The following is a 17,546-nucleotide window of genomic DNA, read 5'->3' on the forward strand; positions in this document are numbered from 1 at the left end:
CGACTACCCCTCATCATGTTCAAGCGCTCGAATCGAGTCACGGCAATTGCGTTCGCCTTTGCCTTCATCAGTTGCGCGACTGCAGCGACTGCGGCGGCCGATACCCGGCTCGAGCGCTGGCGAAGCTATGCCGGAGTAAGTTGGGAGACTCCGAAAGGCGATGGGGATCCCGCGCCGTTCGCAGGCTCGGTCAATGCACCGATTGCCGGCCTTCATTTCGATGCACGCGGCGCCGCATACGTGAGTACGCCGCGCTTCGTCGCGGCATCGACGCCGGCGACGCTCAGCAGGCTGGATACGCGATCGACGACCGGCCCGGCGCGGCTGACGCCATTTCCGTCGATGGAAGGCAATGCCATATCGACCGCGCCTGCCGAGCATTTGCGCAACGTGCTGGGCTTTTACGTCGACCGCACAAACGATTGGTTATGGGCGCTCGACATGGGGTTCGTTGCCGGCGAATCCGAAGCACCCGCGGGCGCCCAGAAAATCGTGGTGTTCGATCTGAAGTCGGGACGAATTGTGAAGCGCATCGGCCTCGACGGCGTGGCCGATCGTGCCGGCAGTTTCCTCAACGACATCGTGGTCGACGAACGCAGGCGCATTGCCTACGTTTCCGACAGTGGCTCGCGCAGTGCGCCCGATAACAAGGTGGGCTTGATTGTTGCCGACTTCGCTTCGGGTACCGCACGGCGTGTGCTGGACAGGCATCCGGATTTGCAGGTCGAAGCGGGGGTGAAGGTCGTTTCCCATGGCGCTGAAGTATGGCCGGGAAAGCCGCTGCTGATCGGTATCAACGGAATCGCGCTGTCGCCGGACGGCGCAACGCTGTACTGGACGGTGACGACGGGGACACGCGTACGTTCGGTTCCGACCGCCGTTCTGAGACAGCACGGTTCGACGGATGCCGAGATTGCCGCGGAGATTCGTGATCTTGGCGCCGTTGGCAGCAATACGGACGGCATGGTGACGGATTCGCGGGGCGCGCTCTACATTACCGACGTCACGCATAACGGCATTGTGAAGTACGAACCGCGCACGGGGGCGATGTCGTTGATCGCATCTGACGATGGCGTGCATTGGCCGGATACGCCGGCGGTGCTGCCGAATGGCGATCTGGTCTTTACGGCTAGTGCGCTGAATGATCACGTCGCGGGGCGGGTCGCCAGTGGGCACGAGCGCTACGAGTTGTGGCGGATGTCGATTGGGGGCAAGTGATTGAAAATCGGTGGTGCGTGTGTATCGGTCGATAGATGGTTTATAGCCTGCCGGGAATGTAACCGCGTATGGGCTTGTGGTGTTGGCTCTTGGCAGGAGGGCGATGGGGACCGAAAACCTCAGACTTGAGCAACCCGAAAGTGACTTGCAGATGCCCGCATCATCGCCGCGAGTGAATGTATCATCGCCGAATGGGCTGAATTCTTCGCGCTGAAGATCATTCAACCTTCTTCGCTTACGGGTCATACTCAGTGCTCTGGGCTGCACCGGAATCGGCGTGAACCGTCTAGATCAAATATTCGTTCAATTATCGATGCTCGTAGGTTCAGGTATCGTGCTGGCATTCGCTTTCGAGGGAATCGCTTCCTTAGCTTATTCCCGATTTCCAGTCGATGATGCACGTGCCTGCTTCCTCGGACTCGTCTGCCATGAAATTGCAAACCATCATGCCGATTCAATGCTTTGCGAGTAACGGTCTTCGAACCGAGCGCCTGATTCTGTCCCGCGCTCGCCGGAATGATGCAAGCGATTTGCTCAGATACTACAGCGAGAATCGACATCATCTCGAACCGTGGAATCCGTCAAGGTCCGAGAATTTTTACACAGTAGTCGAAATTGAGAAGCGGCTGTGTGATATGGAAACTCAAATGCAGGAAGGTAATGCGTTACACATATTGATACGTCGTTCCGAAAGTGCTGCGCTTGTCGGGGAGTGTAGTTTCACCAATATTGTTCGCGGGCCATTCCAAGCATGTCATTTAGGATTCTCGGTAGCTGCTGACGAAGAAGGTAATGGATTGATGTACGAAGCCTTGTCGAAAGCAATTGAATTCACCTTTGATGTATGTGGTTTGCATCGCATAATGGCGAACTATAAACCTGAAAATTCCCGAAGTGCTCGACTATTGGAACGATTGGGATTCGAAGTGGAAGGGCGTGCTCGGGCATATCTCAAGATAAATGGTCAGTGGGCCGATCACATTCTCACGTCTCGTATTAGTGAACTCGACTGATTGGGTATCTATTTGTGTCGAATTATCTGCGTCGCGTAATGGATGACGACGTTGGTGTTGTGACGTGCGTAATTGTGCGCGACTTTGGAGGTTGATTTGTGCATGCATGGCTGATTAGTGGTTGAGTCGATTTAATTAAGGGGTGGTCGGATGCGTCATATTTTTGATCGGCTGGTGAGATTGTATAGAATTTGATTGAATGCTCGGTGTGCTGAATTCGTGAATCGATGTGTCGATTGTTTTTTTGATCTGTACAGCAAGCGAATCTTGACGTGCTTGCGTTCCGGGACATGCTGCTGATTTCCTTTTCTTCAGCGAGATAGTCCGACATGAAATCCGAGCTGGTTCTGGAAAAAAGCCATTCCTCTTCGCTGGCGCAGTTGTACGTCTGATTGTCGTTCGAGACGATCTCGGACATCAGTTCGACGATGATCAGTTACGTACCGGCTACTTACGCTCGAAGTCACGGGCTCCGCTGCGCTACTCGGCTTGACGAGGGCATCACGCCAGTTCGGCGCGGTCGCGGGCGGTGCCGCGGTTGAGCAGGTTTTCCGGCCGCACGCTCATCTTTTTGGCCGAAGCCGGCAGCGCGCTGGCCGTGTCGTCGCGTGCGGCCGAGCTTTTCTTCATCGCCCTGTTCCAGGGCATGTACCGAGTGTCCATGATGTCCGACGTGCCGGAAATGGTCGGACACGAGGGGCAGCATCGCTTCAACGCGATCTTGGGCGCGACCGACGGCGTGTCGGTGGTCGGCGGCAGCCTGCTCGCATCGATGATTACGAAGACGATTTTTCCCTTAATTTCCATGCCCAAGGACTTCTTTTTTGAGGTGACAACGATGGTGTTCTTCTCAGAAATAGTGGGTTCTCGGAAAAGATGCCCGCAGTCTCAATATGTTGTCTTGACTAAGAAGTGACGCGCCCTGGGGTATTGTGGCTGCAGTTTTTGGAGCCCTCGTTTCTGCCTACCGCCGATAACTTCCAGCCCCGGCGAACCATTCTCGTTGCTTTCTGTGGCTTTCGTTTGTATTTCTATTTGGGGGTTCGTAATGAAGCAGGAAGTCGCTGTGCTGAATTTAGACTCAAACGCGCTATTGACAGACGTTAACAGGTTGCCTAGATTAGTCACATGAACGCACTTTTCGTTACGACTACCACGACCACCACCACGACCGCCAATGGCGGGCCGGGGGGAGGTTGCACGTCGTAAGTCAGTGCCTCAAACCATCCCCAAGCCCCGCCGGAAACGGACGGGGCTTTTTTTATGCTCCGTTCGACCGGTACCAACGTCAACGGAGAACATGATGGACGATTTCGATCACCGCGTGCTCGGCAACAAACTCGATCTTTTTCATCAGCAGGATGAAAGTCCGGGCGCCATCTTCTGGCATCCACGCGGGATGGTCCTTTATCGGGTTGTCGAGGAATATATTCGGGTCCGGATGCGTCAGGCCGCCTTTGCTGAAGTGCGGACTCCTCAGATCGTGTCGCGCGATCTTTGGGAACAGAGCGGTCACTGGGAGAAATTCGGGCGAAACATGTTTTCTCTCGAAAGTGACAATAACCCGTACTGTCTCAAACCGATGAGTTGTCCGTGCCATGTGCAGATTTTCAAAAAAGGCAGTCGGTCGTACCGCGATCTCCCGATCCGATATTCCGAATTTGGGGCCGTCCATCGGGCCGAACCATCCGGGGCGCTACATGGCCTCATGCGTGCCCGTGCGTTTACGCAGGACGACGCTCATGTGCTTTGCATGCCGGATCAGGTCGAGATTGAAGTCGCACGATTTTGCGTATTGCTGAAGACGATCTACGCAGACTTCGGATTCGGCGAATTCGATGTGGCTTTGTCGACGAGGCCGGCGGTTCGCGCGGGTGACGATGCGGTCTGGGATCGCTCGGAAGCGATGCTGGCATCCGCTGCGCGGGCAGCGGGTCTGGATTTCGCGATCCAGGCGGGAGAAGGGGCGTTCTACGGCCCCAAGCTCGAATTTCATCTGTTCGACCGTCAAGGGCGGAAGTGGCAGTGCGGGACGATCCAGCTCGATTTCGTATTGCCGGAGCGGCTCGGTGCGGCATATGTTGCGGAGGACGGTGCGAAGGCGACGCCCGTCATGTTGCACCACGCAGTGCTGGGAAGCCTCGAACGGTTTATCGGGATTCTTCTCGAACACTACGAGGGATGGTTGCCCACTTGGCTGGCACCGGACCAGATCGTCGTTGCGAACATTGGGAAGGATGACCGCGCATTCGCCGACAACACGGCGTTCGCCTTCGAAGACATCGGCTGTCGGGTGCTGCGCGATTTCCGTGCCGAACGCCTGCCGCGCAAGATCTTCGATGCAAGGGAACTGGCCGCGCCGATTGTCGCGATAGCAGGACGCAAAGAGGCGCTGGCTGGCGAAGTGTCGTTACGATTGAGAGATGGGGAGCAGCACGTGCTGACGATCAACGATGCACTCGCGTACCTGAAGCAGCACGCGTGCGTCCCGTCTGCGACGCGGGTGTTCTGATTTGAAAACAGCAATGTTTTCGGCGACCGCAGGCGGATAGAGGGCGCATGGCGGATCAGTCGATTCAATCAACAACCACAATTCAATAAGTAATTCTAATAAAATCATGAGAGAAGCCAGTGAGCAAGTAATTCAATGGGCCGAGGGTTATCGTAAGTCTGCGCCGTATCGGTGCAGCGAACGGGTGTTTGAGATGGTGTTCGAGATTGGCAGTTGCACATGCATGGACGAACTGGGCCGGATGCTGATCGACATCGGCCACCTCGCGGGCTTCGACCATGTTTGTTACCAAGAGTATCGGATGAGCGGCGGGACACTGAAGAATTGCCGCACGCTGTCGAACTACCCAGAGGCGTGGCTATCCCTCTATCGAGATCGGGCTTATCTGACGATCGATCCGATTGCGCAGCACGCGCTATCGTCGTTGATGCCGCTGATCTGGGGCGACCGCATATTCGCGACAACCGAACAGCGCGAATTTCGAGACGAAGGCCGCATATATGGGTTAAACGACGGGGTGTCGTTTCCGGCGCATAGCCGGCATGGCGACGTGGCATGCGTGAGCTTTGTTCGACAGGCGCGGGCGTTGGACGACGGCGACATGCCCTGCGACGTCCCATCATGGGGTGCCCTTGTCGCGAATCTCATGCTTGATGCGTGCCGCAGGCTGGAGGCGGTGCAATCCGATGCACCGTGCCTCAGTACGCGTGAGCTCGAAATCCTCAAATGGGTTGCTGAAGGAAAGTCGACTTGGGATATTTCGCGCATTGTGTCGCTGACCGAGCACGGCGTACTCCATCACATCCGGAGCATCATGAAGAAGTTCGACGTGCCGACGCGTCGGCAAGCCGTACTTATGGCGTCCAGATTTGGTTTGTTGTAATTGCCTGGTTGCGCGAGGCGGATCAGAGACGTGTTCGTACCGATCCGTCTCGCCACGTCGGCAAGGGCACTACAAGTCTTTGTAGTGTGAGACCGCATCGAAAATCGGCAAAGTGGTATCGACGCAAGCGACCAGATCAAATTCTGATCGTCCAATCGGCGGCTGGTACGGACCTGCGGTACCGGCCCATCACAATCGCGATGGTAGATGAGGTGAACGCATGGCTGATGTTTGTGAAGCAATCCTGAGCCCGGTCGTTGATGGGGAAATCGATGCAATGTTGATCGAACTGCAGGCAGGCCTCGACGATCATCCATTCCGGCACGTGTCGTCGCGCGCAGCGCTAGAAAAAATCTTCCCGCACTACCTAGCGATGTCGCAGGCGTTTCCCTACCTGCAGGCCGGTGCGCAAGCTAACGCTGTTCTTGAGGCCATTAAGTCGAATCGGCCGATGACGCGGGACGTCGAAATCACGAGCGTGGTGGGAAATTTTCTCTGCTGGGACGAGACGGGCGGCGCATACGTCATCGAACGATACGGTAAGCAGGGGTTGCATAGCATTCTGGATACCGGCAAATGGTTTCATGCCAGCCTCCTGAAAAACGACATCGAGACGCTGACTGGACACGTCGCAACCCCGGATTTCAGCGCACCGACGGGGCCGTATCTGACGAAACTGCTCGCAGGGCTTGGAGCGCCATCCGCGCTTGAGCGGTGCGCGAACATGGTGGCGTTCGAATTGCACGCGAATTCGATGATCGACGCGCTCTGGGAATCGACGAGCCGCTGTTATGGCGTCGACCGCCAAGGGCTCGTCTATTTTCAATGCCACGTTGGTGGCGACGATCCCGCCGAGGCGTATCACGTCGAGATGACGAGGAGGATGATTCAGCTCATCGTCGGTGACGAGGACATCCCGAGATTCGCCGAGCGCGTTGCGCAGGCGGTGTCCGACAACATTTCCTGGTGTGCGGCACTCGTGTCCTTGGCTAAATGAACATGAGAGACGAACTCGATTCCGATCCCGTATTGCTCGAGATCGATGCATATCGTTCGCAGCGTCGCGGACGCCGAGATGCGGTTGCGATCGCGAAGGTCATCGGCGCGACAGCGATGTTCGGTTTGCTGGCATGGCTGGCGTGCCGGGCCGGCAACGCCATTGCCCGTGTCGTCCTGGTGGTTGCCGCGGGGTTCGTATTGAGCGGGTTCCTGAACCTCGCGCATGAATGCCTGCATCGAAGCTTCGTGGGGGGGAACGCCGTCAACGCGATCGTCGGCAATCTCGCCGCGAATGTCCTGTTCGTGAACTACACGGCCTATACAGACAAGCATCTGAAACATCACCGGTGCCTGGCGACGGACGGCGACACGGAATCGGTTGCCCGCTTCGACACCTTGTATGCCTACGCTGCTGCGATGACCGGTGTCGGCTTTCTCGTTGCGAACCTGCGCCTGAACGCGTGCCTGATCGGAGGAGATGCTCCGTCCTATCTCGCGACCACGCGCCGGAAATCGCGTGCGCGCCGCGAAGCGCTTTGCATCGCCGCATGGTTGCTCGTCATCGTCGCGGCAACCGGGGCTTGGCCGTCGGCACTGGTCACGGCTTATATCGGTCCGGTGTTTTTCGCTTACTTTTGGTTGATGTTCTTCGGACTGCCGGAGCATTACGGCTGCGAACCGGTGCAACCGCGCTACCTGGCATCGCGGACAACGATGAGCAACGGTATCGTTCGGTTCTTCATGTGGAATGCGAATTTTCATACCGAACATCATCGCTATCCGGGGGCGCCGGCACCGTTGCTGGCCAAAATCGCCGAGCGTCCGGATGCCGGCATGCATCGTGAATCGTCTTATCTGAAATGGCACTGGCGCGTTTGCCGGGAACTTCTCCAACGTCGGGAGCACGGGGCAACTCATGGCTAAACTCATCGTGGGCAACGTCGATAACGAAGCAATGATCGGGGACACGAAGCGTGCATCGCTTCCGCTTCGCCAGGTATCAGCGATTGCAGCAAGGCGCCTCGTCTGGCAGATGACGAGTGACGATGTTGCTATCTTGCCGTCGCCGGTATCGGGCGACATGATCGCGTACATATCCGACGTGATGGGACGCCAGCTTTCCGCTGCGCAGATCGTGTCGCCCTCCTCCGATATCTCCGATCCAGTAGTCCTGACTTCAGACCGCCTGCTCGATGAGGCGACGTTAGTCGCATTGCGAGGACTGCGCGTCGGCGGGGCTGGCTGGACGGTTTATCCGTACTTTCATACGTCATCGGTCGGGTTGCTTTGCGATCAACTCCGCATTGTGCAACCCGTGTCGAACGGATCGAACTTTATGGAACAGGCCGGTGCCGAACTGCTGAATCGCAAGGCAGTGTTCCGTGCGCTTGCATCCGGTCGCGTCGGATGTGCGGACGGGCGCGTGTGCCGTTCGTTCGGCGAGTTCTATCTGACGCTGCGCGACATGCTGGCGAGACATGCGAGCGTGATCGTCAAGCAGGACGTCAATGCCGGCGGAGACGGAAACATTGCGGTCACGCTCGAGCGTCGGGACAGTTATCCGGGGGTCCGCAAGGTGTACGCGCTGACGCACCTGTCGGACGTCGATACCGTCTTTGCGCGTGACCTGTGGACGACTCAGACCGATACCGTCGGCAACTGCCAGGTGATCGTTGAGCGGTTTCACGAAGGCTCGGATGTCTTGTATGCGGAATACGAGATCGGAGCGGATGCGTGCCGGCTGGTGAGCTACGGCGATCTGCGGATGGACGCTTCGGGCGACAAGCGTGGTAACGGCATGATCATGTGGACCGGGTTCCAGATCCCGAGCCAGCTACCTTCCGGTGTGATCGACGCGTTTCTGGCCCAAGGCGACGTGCTTGCGTCGATTGCCCGGCGTCTCGGATTTGTCGGGCGCGCGAACTTCGATGCCATCGTAACCGACGACGGCGAAATCGTCTTTACCGAGATCAACGGGCGCATCGGCGGTTGCAGCCATCTCGACGCAATCCTGTGCGAACTGGTGGGGCCGGACTATCTGTCCACGCATACAGTCGTGACGCGCAATAGAGTGCCCGTCCGCGACCTGCGCGCGGCGCTGACCGTTTCGCGTAGGCTCACGCCGCAGCGCGGCGAAGCTGGCGTCATTGTGCTCACGGAAGATACTGCGGGTACCGGCACGATCGAGTACATGGTGTACGCGCGGGATTTGTCCGGCGCGCTTGCGCTCGAGCGTACATTCCGGCGCGAGTTCGAGCTGGCTCAAGAGTCGGTCGCACTACCGGGGTGAGACGATGCATGCAATCAAGTTCACGCGCCCGTCGGCATGGCTTACGGGAATCGCCGAAGGTGTGTCGGTTTCGACGCGGATATTGCTGATTTTTCAGTTCCTCGTGAATCTGTCTGTGTTCGGGTCGCTGCCGTTGCTCGCTGCGTTCCTTGACCTGGAGCGTCATCTGGATGCGGGCAGCGTTGCTAGCGTACTGACGGTGAATCTGCTGGCGAGCCGGCTACTGCCGCTGGTGCTGGGCCCCTCGACGGATCGCTTCAGCAGCCGCGTACTGACCACGCTCGGTCTGATTTGTCGTGCGGCGGGTTTCGTCGGATTAGCGGTGGCGCTGTCGGTTCCGGGACTGCTGATGTGGGCATTTCTGTCCGGACTCGGTGCTGCCCTTTACGAAACCACCGCGTATTCGATTTTCGGGTCGCTCGATGCCGCCGCACGACCCAAGGTATTTGCGCTGAACAACCTGGCGCTCAATCTCGGGGCGCTGGTCGGTCCGGCGCTGCTCATCGTCGTTCCGAACACGGACCGGACGTTGCCGTTTCTGGTGAGCGGGGGGATCTTCGCGGCACTCGCATTCGTGGCGCCCTGGATATCCGGGCGGCGAGCACGCAACGCAGCCGCGGTCCATCCATTACGTGGCTTGCTGATAGCATTCGGCGACAGACGGTTCCGTCGACTGTGCTGGGCGCTCGTTCCGTTCTGGACCGTGTATACGCAGATCTATGTCTTCATCCCGTTGACGTTTTCGCATGGCGTGAACGGCTACAACGGCGTCAGGCCGTTCTACATCACGAATGCCCTGATCGGTATCGCCACGGCCTCGCTGGGCATGGGCTGGTTTCAGCGTACGACGTGGCGATCCATGATGACGATCGGGCATGCGGCAATGTGTTGCTGCTTCGCGATGGCGGCGTTTCTGTTCGGGCATGGCTGGGGCACTGGCGCATCGCTGATCATCCTGATTGCCGTCGCGATCGTCTTCACGTTCGGCGAAAGCCTGATTCTTCCCGCATCGAATATCGCACTGGCCGATCTGACGACCGACGGGAACGCCGGCAGCTATTTCGGCGCGTCGGCGATCTCGTGGGCGATCGGCGGGATGCTGGGCAACTTCATCGGCAGTGCTGCGGCGGGCTGGCCCGGGCTTACGCTGGGATGGGTCGTGTTCACGGGAATCGCCCTAATCGGTCTGCTGGCGTTCTGCGGAGGGCGTCGATGATTCGCGAACCTACCGCCGGAAAGAGCGCGACCGGCACGGTCCTGACGACGGTGAGCCGCGCGCCTGCCACGCACTTCGGCTTCGTCAACCCGCCCGTATATCGCGGGTCGACGGTACTTTTCGAATCCTTCGACGAAATGGCGCCGGGCGCGGCTCCTTATCACTACGGGCGCTGGGGAACACCGACGACGGACGCGCTATGCGGCGCGATGGCGGAAATTGAACATGGCGTTGCCGCGCTGGTGATGTGTTCGGGGCTGGCCGCCATCGCGACCGTGCTGCAGACACTGGCTGCTCCCGGCGGGCACGTATTGATCTCGCGTTCGTCGTATCCGGCGGCACGCAAATTCTGCGACGGGGTGCTGCATCGGCAGGGTGTATCGATCGACGAATTCTCGCTGGACGATCCGGCTGAACTGGCGGCGAAACTCGGTGAACGTACGTGTGTGGTTTATCTCGATCTACCGGGGTCATCGCATTTCGATATGTGCGTGCTACGGGAGGTCGTCGAGATCGCCGGACCCGTTCCGGTCGTCGTCGACAATACTTGGGCCACACCATATTTCTTCAATCCGCTCGATCACGGTGCGAGCGTCGCCATTCACAGCATGTCGAAGTACATCGGTGGCCATGCCGATTCGATGGTCGGTGCGGCAGTGTTTGCGAGCCTCGACATGTACGAGCGTGTGAAGAACGTGAGCCGTCTAGCGGGGCAGGCCGTGGGCGCAGACGACGCGAATCTGGCACTGCGAGGATTAAGGACGTTGGCAGTACGAATGGATCGGCATTTTCAGTCGGCATGCGATGTCGCATCCTGGTTGCGGGATCATCCGCTGATCGAAAGCGTTTACTACCCTCCGCTGGCCGGCGACAGCGGTCACACCGCTTGGCGGGCACAGTATTCCGGTGCGGGCGGTGTGTTTGCGTGCGTGCTCAAGGATAGCGGCGAGGAGGCGGTCAGAAACGTCATCGACGGTTTTTCGCTGATCGGGCGAGGATGGGGCTGGGGCGGTTATGAGTCGGTAGCCTGCCCGATCACGGTGTCCCGAGACGATGCGAAGCGTATCGGCATACGGTTGAGCATCGGGCTTGAAGATCCCGATACGCTTCGGCACGATCTGGATGCCGCGCTGTGTACGGGACACCGATGAAGGGCAGGGGTGTACTTTCGGAAAAAAGGGGCGATCAATGACGGAAGCAATGCAATATCTCTACGGGAAATGTCACTGCGGCGCGATACGCTTTCGCATTCGATCGGCTGCGTCGCGCAGGGTGATCGATTGCAATTGCTCGATCTGCTTCGCGTCGGGATTCTTGCACGTTCCCGTCGAGCACGACGATTTCGAACTGCTCGAGGGTGGCGAGCATTTGACGCTATACCGCTTCAATACCGGGATTGCGGAGCACACATTCTGCAGAGTTTGCGGCGTGAAGCCGTTTTATCGTCCGCGTTCTCATCCCCACGACTACAGTGTCAATCTGCGCTGTCTAGATCTTCCCGGGGCCAACGCTTTCGATGTGGTTGCGTTTGATGGCAAGAACTGGGAAGAAAACATCCAGTCCTTTCCGCAATGACTCGGACGCGATGCGACAACTCCCGGACATGAAGCCGGTCGTCGGCGTGCTGTGCTCCGCAGAGGATATCGAGGTACCCGGGTGGGGGTGCCTTTCCCATCAAGCCGTGTTCGAACGCTATCTGCAGGCTGCGACGGAGTTTGGCGGGGTACTGCCGTTACTGATCGGTTCGACGAATGATCTCGCATCCGATCGAAGTCTCGACACGCTGCTCGATCGTCTTGATGGAATCGTGCTGCCAGGGGGCGCGAGTAACGTCGACGTTGCGTTTTACGGTGGCACGCGACCGCACGTGGGATCGCTCGACCGGATGCGTGACAGGATGGCGATCCGTGTCGTCCGGGAAGCCGTAGCATCGGGGCGCCCGGTGTTCGGGATATGCCGCGGCATGCAAGAGATCAATGTCGCGTTGGGCGGTACCCTTTGCGCGACACTTCATGACGAGCCTGGGCGACGAGATCACCGGGCGAATCGCGCACTGGCTTTCGAGGACCGCTATCGGGACGTTCATGCGGTCGAATTGGTGCGCGGCGGCTGGCTTGACGAGGCGATTCGGACAATATCGCCGGATTGTCGGCACGCTCATGTGAACTCGTTGCATGGGCAGGGCATTGAGGCCCTGGCGAACGGACTGCGGGTCGATGCATATGCCGACGACGGCACCATTGAGGCAGTATCGCATATGAGGGCGCCGATCTTCGGTGTGCAGTGGCATCCTGAGTGGTATGTGCGGGATAGCGCGTTGAACCGTGCAGTCTGGGCACGGTTCGGTCGTGAATGTACAGTTTATTTGCACCGTCGATTGGTCGGTAAGTCCTGCCGCGATACGCCGACGGAGGCGGGCGGCACTCACCAAGACGACTTTTGTGGGAATTTTCGCACCCAAGGGACCTGCCCACCGCCTTTAGTACGGTGAAGGTATGGAGTTCATTCCAGCCCCCGTTGAGTGGGCCCGCAATATGGGGCGAATATTGTATGCGATCACTTTTTTTGACGACGATTAGTTCATGCCGGAAAATAATTCTGTAAATTCATTTAAATTCGATGTCGCCGCGATTGCAATCTCGATTTGCTCACTAGTAGCCTCACTTTGGGCTGCGAACGAGGCTAGCCAAAATACGCGGAACACTAATCGCCCATATGTGACGGTGGTTCCCATGTGGGACAAATCGAACAAACTCCCTGGTATCTACCTCAATAACGCCGGCCTCGGGCCCGCCATCCTGACCGATATGACCGTGACAATTCAAGGGCGGATATATTCCGGTCTTGGCCCCGATATTTGGCCGAAATTTGAGCGCGATATGGGGTTTCCGGATACATGCTTCAAGACCGCCTGGCCTCGTCCATATGACGTCCTCAAGGCAGGTGAGGAAACTCCGTTGTTCGTAGTAACCGAGGATGCGAATGCGCTCTGCCAGGCTAAACTTGCAACCGTCCTGAGCGACGATCTTCGCATTCATATAGCGTATCAGTCGTCGTACGAAAAACCGTATACGTACGACGGCAGCGTTCATATGTATTCACCGAGATTGCTCGAGCTCGCGGCAGCCGGAAAGAAATTTGATGCAGCTTTGGACCAAATGTTCAAGTCATTTGATAGTCCGCAATGACGTCGCCTGGATGTGCATACCTGTTGCATGAAAGAGCACGCCTGCGTCCGAGGTTTCCCTCGCAGGAATGCGCCCATGCTGGGTGCACAAAGAAAACGCCCGCTCACTAGCGGGCGTCTGAAGAGGGGGCACAAACATGTCGCAGAACGACGTCCAGCGAAGTATGCCCCGCTCTCTATGTACTGTTGTCGAGTATAGGGTGGCGATTACGTAAGAGTGGCCATCTTTTTCAGATACGCGACGAATGTTTACCGCGTCATCCGGCGACACCCGCCTTGAGCGACACGACGTAGCGAAGTACGTCTCAAACGCGTCGTTCCGCCATCTTGTAATCGAAAGGCGGCAACCGCTCATTGCGATACCAGAAAAGGGTGTTTGGTACGTCTCCGGAGATATCGACCACAGCTCAGCTCGTCCAGAGCGCTTCCCGAATCCACTTTCGCACCCTCCCGTAGACAGCCCGGAACGCAACCCACCCTCACGACGTCTACCACTACAGAGCCCTCCATCGTCGAGCGACCTGGATGAGCGTCCCGTTTCCATTCGACTGGAGAAATCGATATGACACGCATCCACAAGCTATCCATCTTGGCGGCCCTCCTTTCCGCGCTGCCGCTCGCCGTCTCCGCGCAAGCAATCAAACTGACGGACCCTCAGATCGCGGCGATCGTCGTGACGGCCAACCAGGTCGACATCGATGCCGGCAAGCTCGCGGAAAACATCACGCATACGAAACCGGTCAAGAACTTTGCCGCATTGATGGTCACTGATCACACCAATGTGAACAAATCGGCGGTCGCGCTCGCGACCAAGCTGAACCTGAAACCGGAAGCCAACCCGACGAGCGACGCGTTGAAGAAGGAGGGCGATGACAACGTCGCCGCGCTCAAGGCGCTCAAGGGGCACGCATTCGACAAGGCTTATGTCGATCATGAGGTGACCTATCATCAACAGGTGATCGATGCACTGGACAAGACGCTCATTCCGTCGGCGAAGAACGACGAACTGAAAGCGCTGCTCGTGAAGGTCCGGCCGGCATTCGTCGCACATCTCGAACATGCTCGCGCGTTGCAATCGACGCTCGGCGGCGGTAGTGAGAAGAAGGCCTACTAAGCCCGCGCCCTCGACGGCGCGGCGGCGAACCATGTGCCGGATCGTCGTGGCGGCGGCACTGGCATTCGTGGTCGCGGACGTCTCCGCCGCCACGACGCACCGCATCACCATCGAAGGCATGCGTTTCAACCCGCCCAGCGTGACGGTCGCGCGCGGCGACAAGATCATTTGGGTCAACCAGGATCTCGTCGCGCACACGGCCACGGCCGCGGGCCTGTTCGATTCGCATGAAATCCGACCCGATGCTTCGTGGACGTATGTCGCGAACACACCGGGCCGCCACGCATATATCTGCACGTTTCATCCTACGATGAAAGCGACACTGACCGTGAAGCGCAAACCATGACGCACCATGCGGACGACCCCGAACCCAAGCCGCTGCCGCTTACGGAAGAAGACGACCGTACGCTTGCCGCACGCGTCGCGAGCGGCGAGCGCGCGGCGTTCGAACAGCTGATGCGTCGCTACAACCGGCGGCTCTACCGGCTTGCACGGGTGACGTTGCGCGACGATGCCGAAGCCGAGGATGCGCTGCAGGAGGCTTACCTCGCGGCGTTCCGCGCAATTCCGCGTTTTCGCGGCGACGCGTCGCTGTCGACCTGGCTGTCGCGGCTCGTGCTCAACGAGTGCTTGACGCGTCAGCGCCGCGGCGCGCGGCGCGACACGATCGCGCCGATGGTCGGGCTGTCGTCAATTGCCGACTTCGAGCGGGAAACCATGGATGCAGACCAGAACGAATCGCCGGACCGTGCGCTGATGCGCACCGAACTGCGCACCTTACTGGAGCGCAGGCTCGATGCGTTGCCCGAAGCGTTTCGCATCGTGTTCGTGATGCGCTGCGTCGAGGAATTCAGCGTCGAGGAAACTGCCGAGTGCCTCGGCATACCCGAGGCGACGGTGCGCTCACGGCATTTCCGGGCAAGGAGCATGCTGCGCGAGTCGCTCGCACGGGACATCGATCTGGCCGAGCGCGATGTGTTTTCGTTCGACGGGGAACGATGCGATCGCATCGTGCTCGGCGTGCTGGCGAAAAGCGCTTCGCGTTGATCTAGCCGAGGCCGACAGGCGCGCTATGCGTCCGTCGGGCCGGGTGCGGCGGATCCACGCACACCCGCGCGCTGACCGGTGATCATCTCGACCAGCCACTTCTCGACGAGTGCGGTGTACGCACTCTGGCTGGCAGCGTCCGACAGCCCGTGATCGGCGCCTTCGAGAATCCGGTACGTCAGCGAATGCGCGGACAGGCATGCCTGCAGATAGCTGGCGATCGCCGTGTGCGGCACGATCTGATCGTGCTCCGATTCGACGAGCAACACATCGCCGCGAAAGCGGGACGCCGCGCGCAGTGCGCGATTGTCGGACGCCGGCACGATGCGTTTGCGATACGCGACGAGATCGTGCTCGACGTGCAGCGCCCGCTTCGGCGTATTCCAGCCGTCGTCGAGATAGAGCGCCGGTACGCGCAGGCCGAGCCAGCGTACGGGGCGCAATTCGGTCAGGATGGTCGCGAGATAGCCGCCATAGCTGCTGCCGACGACGGCGATGGCATCGCGATCGATCAACGGGTGGTCAACCAGTGTGTCGTAAGCGGCGAGCAAATCGCGAAGATGAGTTTCGCGCGTCACGTTTTGCTGCTCTTCCAGCGTACGTCCATGCCCGGTCAGATCGAACGTCAGGCAGACGCAGCCGAGCGCCGCCGCCTGCCGCGCCCGCTCGAGATACTGCTCCTGGCTGCCGCCCCAGCCGTGCACGAACAGAACGCCCGCCACGGTGGTCTTCGGCGCGAGCACGGTACCGTCGAGGTAGCCGTTCTCGACCTTGATGCGCACACGATAATGCTCCGCTGTCATGTCTCGCTGCTCCTTCGGAAGGGATGACGATCGACCGTGTAGTACTTGGTGAGGGCGCCGGCGTGGGCATCGACACCGCGATAGACGATCTGCGCGCCGGCCGGTATCGCCGGGTCGTCGCCGTAAATCTCGCGCGTCGCGGCGGCCACGGCGTCAACCTCCATGTCCGTCCTGAACATGCGCAACGCGCCGATTTCCGCGCCCGATGCGCCGCCGATCCGCCACGATTGCTCCAGTACGCCGCAGTGGCGCACGCCTTGTGCATCGGTGCCGAACGCGACATCGTAGTTGCGCCGCGACGCGAAAAAGCCCGCGTAATCGCGTTGCACGGCGGCGTCGAATGCGCATGCCTTTTGGATCGCCTCGCTGACCTCGGCCGTGACGTCGAGCCGCGCCAGCACGTCGAAGCCGCCGCGGACGACGACGAGGTCGGTGCCGCCATACACTTCGTGGCCGTGATTGTTGACGGTCAGATGCTGAACGCCCCAGTAGCTCGCCACCAGATCGTCCAGCGTGACCTGCCCGACGCTCAACGTCTCGATCGAATCGAGATGGCGCTCGACGACGATGCCGCCGGTGCGCAACGCGTCGTCGCCGAACTCGTCAAGCTCCGCTTCCAGCTCCGCCATGTCGGCCACCAGTGTCTGCCCCGTTCCGCCGATTCCGCTGGGCCGCTTGAGCCGCACGCGGCCGTCCTGCCACAGGCGCTGCGCGGCGTCGCACGCATCCTCGCGCGAGAACGCGGAGTAACCCGGCAGCGTCAGCGCCGCCGCGTGTTCCGCGAATGCGGCGGACCAGCCGGGCGGCTTGGCGCGGGCGCCTTCGACCAGACGATGGGCAATCACCTTGGTCGCGACGAACGGAAACGGCACGACGCCACCGAACAGGTCCCGTACGGATCGGACCCCGAGTTCGCGTGCTTGCGACACGGTGAGCGTATCGTTCGGGATCACGTAACGGTTTGCAGGGTATCTTTCGGTCCGACGGAACTCGCCCGCAAGCCGTGTTCCCTTCAGTGCGGCGATCTGCGCGCCGAGCTGGCGCAGCGTGTCGGCGACATGACCGACGTGCGGCGTCCCCTCGTCCCGAAAGTGAATGAGGACGACCGGTAGTGCCGGCGTTACGCGCGCCAGTTGGACCCGTGGTTTCAAATCGCCCCCTTCGCGCCGGCGGCGCGATTGTCATGAATGCATCGTCGCGGGCGGTTTCGCCTGTCGAATCCGCTCATCGCGGTGATGTAGCAAGATTCATTCGCCTACGTTCC

At 59.4% G+C, this 17,546-nt stretch carries 18 protein-coding genes; 16 read left to right on the top strand and 2 right to left on the bottom strand.

What is annotated here, in order from left to right; all coding sequences use genetic code 11:
- The first annotated feature begins 15 nt into the window (after positions 1 to 15).
- The 16 genes from BAMB_RS25180 (at position 16) to BAMB_RS25245 (ending at position 15,479) form a co-directional block, all read left to right on the top strand.
- Positions 16 to 1,218: an L-dopachrome tautomerase-related protein gene (locus BAMB_RS25180; RefSeq protein WP_011659969.1), complete on the top strand. Its 1,203-nt coding sequence runs from the start codon at positions 16 to 18 to the stop codon at positions 1,216 to 1,218.
- A gap of 428 nt (positions 1,219 to 1,646) precedes the next feature.
- Positions 1,647 to 2,231 carry a GNAT family N-acetyltransferase gene (locus BAMB_RS34445; protein ID WP_227739332.1) on the top strand — a complete coding sequence of 195 codons (585 nt, stop codon included), beginning with the start codon at positions 1,647 to 1,649 and terminating at the stop codon, positions 2,229 to 2,231.
- A gap of 538 nt (positions 2,232 to 2,769) precedes the next feature.
- On the top strand, positions 2,770 to 3,147 hold the full coding sequence (locus BAMB_RS36000; RefSeq protein ID WP_227739334.1) for a hypothetical protein: 378 nt from the start codon (positions 2,770 to 2,772) through the stop codon (positions 3,145 to 3,147).
- A 387-nt stretch (positions 3,148 to 3,534) separates the two neighbouring features.
- A complete protein-coding gene (gene thrS, locus BAMB_RS34455) occupies positions 3,535 to 4,743 on the top strand; it encodes a threonine--tRNA ligase (RefSeq protein WP_011659972.1) in 1,209 nt (402 codons plus the stop codon).
- Positions 4,744 to 4,966: 223 nt separating this feature from the next.
- Positions 4,967 to 5,626, top strand: coding sequence for a LuxR family transcriptional regulator (locus BAMB_RS25195; RefSeq protein WP_158380546.1), 660 nt, complete (start codon positions 4,967 to 4,969; stop codon positions 5,624 to 5,626).
- Between the two features lie 277 nt (positions 5,627 to 5,903).
- A complete protein-coding gene (locus BAMB_RS25200; protein WP_011659974.1) occupies positions 5,904 to 6,623 on the top strand; it encodes a hypothetical protein in 720 nt (239 codons plus the stop codon).
- A gap of 2 nt (positions 6,624 to 6,625) precedes the next feature.
- The gene (locus BAMB_RS25205; RefSeq protein ID WP_158380547.1) at positions 6,626 to 7,549 is read left to right on the top strand and encodes a fatty acid desaturase family protein; all 924 of its coding nucleotides are present in this window, start codon (positions 6,626 to 6,628) and stop codon (positions 7,547 to 7,549) included.
- Entirely contained in the window at positions 7,542 to 8,915 is a 1,374-nt protein-coding gene (locus BAMB_RS25210) for a preATP grasp domain-containing protein (RefSeq protein WP_011659976.1), read from the top strand. Before BAMB_RS25205 ends, BAMB_RS25210 begins: the two co-directional genes overlap by 8 nt.
- Before the next feature lie 4 nt (positions 8,916 to 8,919).
- Complete coding sequence (locus BAMB_RS25215) at positions 8,920 to 10,131, top strand: MFS transporter (protein ID WP_011659977.1); 1,212 nt, start codon at positions 8,920 to 8,922, stop codon at positions 10,129 to 10,131.
- Positions 10,128 to 11,282 carry a trans-sulfuration enzyme family protein gene (locus BAMB_RS25220; protein ID WP_011659978.1) on the top strand — a complete coding sequence of 385 codons (1,155 nt, stop codon included), beginning with the start codon at positions 10,128 to 10,130 and terminating at the stop codon, positions 11,280 to 11,282. Before BAMB_RS25215 ends, BAMB_RS25220 begins: the two co-directional genes overlap by 4 nt.
- 49 nt (positions 11,283 to 11,331) lie before the next feature.
- The gene (locus tag BAMB_RS34460; protein WP_011659979.1) at positions 11,332 to 11,706 is read left to right on the top strand and encodes a GFA family protein; all 375 of its coding nucleotides are present in this window, start codon (positions 11,332 to 11,334) and stop codon (positions 11,704 to 11,706) included.
- Positions 11,707 to 11,734: 28 nt separating this feature from the next.
- On the top strand, positions 11,735 to 12,622 hold the full coding sequence (locus BAMB_RS34465) for a gamma-glutamyl-gamma-aminobutyrate hydrolase family protein (protein ID WP_158380548.1): 888 nt from the start codon (positions 11,735 to 11,737) through the stop codon (positions 12,620 to 12,622).
- A gap of 91 nt (positions 12,623 to 12,713) precedes the next feature.
- Positions 12,714 to 13,319, top strand: a complete 606-nt coding sequence (locus BAMB_RS25230) for a hypothetical protein (protein WP_127456224.1) — start codon at positions 12,714 to 12,716, stop codon at positions 13,317 to 13,319.
- A gap of 561 nt (positions 13,320 to 13,880) precedes the next feature.
- Entirely contained in the window at positions 13,881 to 14,432 is a 552-nt protein-coding gene (locus BAMB_RS25235; protein WP_011659981.1) for a DUF4142 domain-containing protein, read from the top strand.
- Between the two features lie 31 nt (positions 14,433 to 14,463).
- Entirely contained in the window at positions 14,464 to 14,778 is a 315-nt protein-coding gene (locus BAMB_RS25240; RefSeq protein WP_011659982.1) for a cupredoxin domain-containing protein, read from the top strand.
- Positions 14,775 to 15,479, top strand: a complete 705-nt coding sequence (locus tag BAMB_RS25245; RefSeq protein WP_011659983.1) for an RNA polymerase sigma factor — start codon at positions 14,775 to 14,777, stop codon at positions 15,477 to 15,479. The genes BAMB_RS25240 and BAMB_RS25245 overlap by 4 nt, the downstream gene beginning before the upstream one ends.
- 23 nt (positions 15,480 to 15,502) lie before the next feature.
- Here BAMB_RS25245 and BAMB_RS25250 read toward each other — a convergent pair whose 3' ends face one another.
- Together BAMB_RS25250 and BAMB_RS25255 are read right to left on the bottom strand one after the other, a co-directional pair.
- Complete coding sequence (locus BAMB_RS25250) at positions 15,503 to 16,282, bottom strand: alpha/beta hydrolase family protein (RefSeq protein WP_011659984.1); 780 nt, start codon at positions 16,280 to 16,282, stop codon at positions 15,503 to 15,505.
- Complete coding sequence (locus BAMB_RS25255) at positions 16,279 to 17,433, bottom strand: DUF3182 family protein (RefSeq protein ID WP_011659985.1); 1,155 nt, start codon at positions 17,431 to 17,433, stop codon at positions 16,279 to 16,281. Before BAMB_RS25255 ends, BAMB_RS25250 begins: the two co-directional genes overlap by 4 nt.
- Positions 17,434 to 17,546: the final 113 nt, after the last annotated feature.

The sequence above is a fragment of the Burkholderia ambifaria AMMD genome (assembly GCF_000203915.1).
In the GTDB taxonomy this organism is placed as follows: Bacteria; Pseudomonadota; Gammaproteobacteria; order Burkholderiales; family Burkholderiaceae; genus Burkholderia; species Burkholderia ambifaria.

Coding starts and splice junctions, on each gene's coding strand:
- BAMB_RS25210 (WP_011659976.1), top strand. CDS start 7,542: ATGGCTAAACTCATCGTGGGCAACGTCGATAACGAAGCAATGATCGGG.
- BAMB_RS25195 (WP_158380546.1), top strand. CDS start 4,967: ATGGACGAACTGGGCCGGATGCTGATCGACATCGGCCACCTCGCGGGC.
- BAMB_RS25230 (WP_127456224.1), top strand. CDS start 12,714: ATGCCGGAAAATAATTCTGTAAATTCATTTAAATTCGATGTCGCCGCG.
- BAMB_RS25245 (WP_011659983.1), top strand. CDS start 14,775: ATGACGCACCATGCGGACGACCCCGAACCCAAGCCGCTGCCGCTTACG.
- BAMB_RS25215 (WP_011659977.1), top strand. CDS start 8,920: ATGCATGCAATCAAGTTCACGCGCCCGTCGGCATGGCTTACGGGAATC.
- BAMB_RS34460 (WP_011659979.1), top strand. CDS start 11,332: ATGCAATATCTCTACGGGAAATGTCACTGCGGCGCGATACGCTTTCGC.
- BAMB_RS25250 (WP_011659984.1), bottom strand. CDS start 16,282: ATGACAGCGGAGCATTATCGTGTGCGCATCAAGGTCGAGAACGGCTAC.
- BAMB_RS25200 (WP_011659974.1), top strand. CDS start 5,904: ATGTTGATCGAACTGCAGGCAGGCCTCGACGATCATCCATTCCGGCAC.
- BAMB_RS34445 (WP_227739332.1), top strand. CDS start 1,647: ATGAAATTGCAAACCATCATGCCGATTCAATGCTTTGCGAGTAACGGT.
- BAMB_RS25235 (WP_011659981.1), top strand. CDS start 13,881: ATGACACGCATCCACAAGCTATCCATCTTGGCGGCCCTCCTTTCCGCG.
- BAMB_RS25240 (WP_011659982.1), top strand. CDS start 14,464: ATGTGCCGGATCGTCGTGGCGGCGGCACTGGCATTCGTGGTCGCGGAC.
- BAMB_RS25180 (WP_011659969.1), top strand. CDS start 16: ATGTTCAAGCGCTCGAATCGAGTCACGGCAATTGCGTTCGCCTTTGCC.
- BAMB_RS34465 (WP_158380548.1), top strand. CDS start 11,735: ATGAAGCCGGTCGTCGGCGTGCTGTGCTCCGCAGAGGATATCGAGGTA.
- thrS (WP_011659972.1), top strand. CDS start 3,535: ATGGACGATTTCGATCACCGCGTGCTCGGCAACAAACTCGATCTTTTT.
- BAMB_RS25205 (WP_158380547.1), top strand. CDS start 6,626: ATGAGAGACGAACTCGATTCCGATCCCGTATTGCTCGAGATCGATGCA.
- BAMB_RS25220 (WP_011659978.1), top strand. CDS start 10,128: ATGATTCGCGAACCTACCGCCGGAAAGAGCGCGACCGGCACGGTCCTG.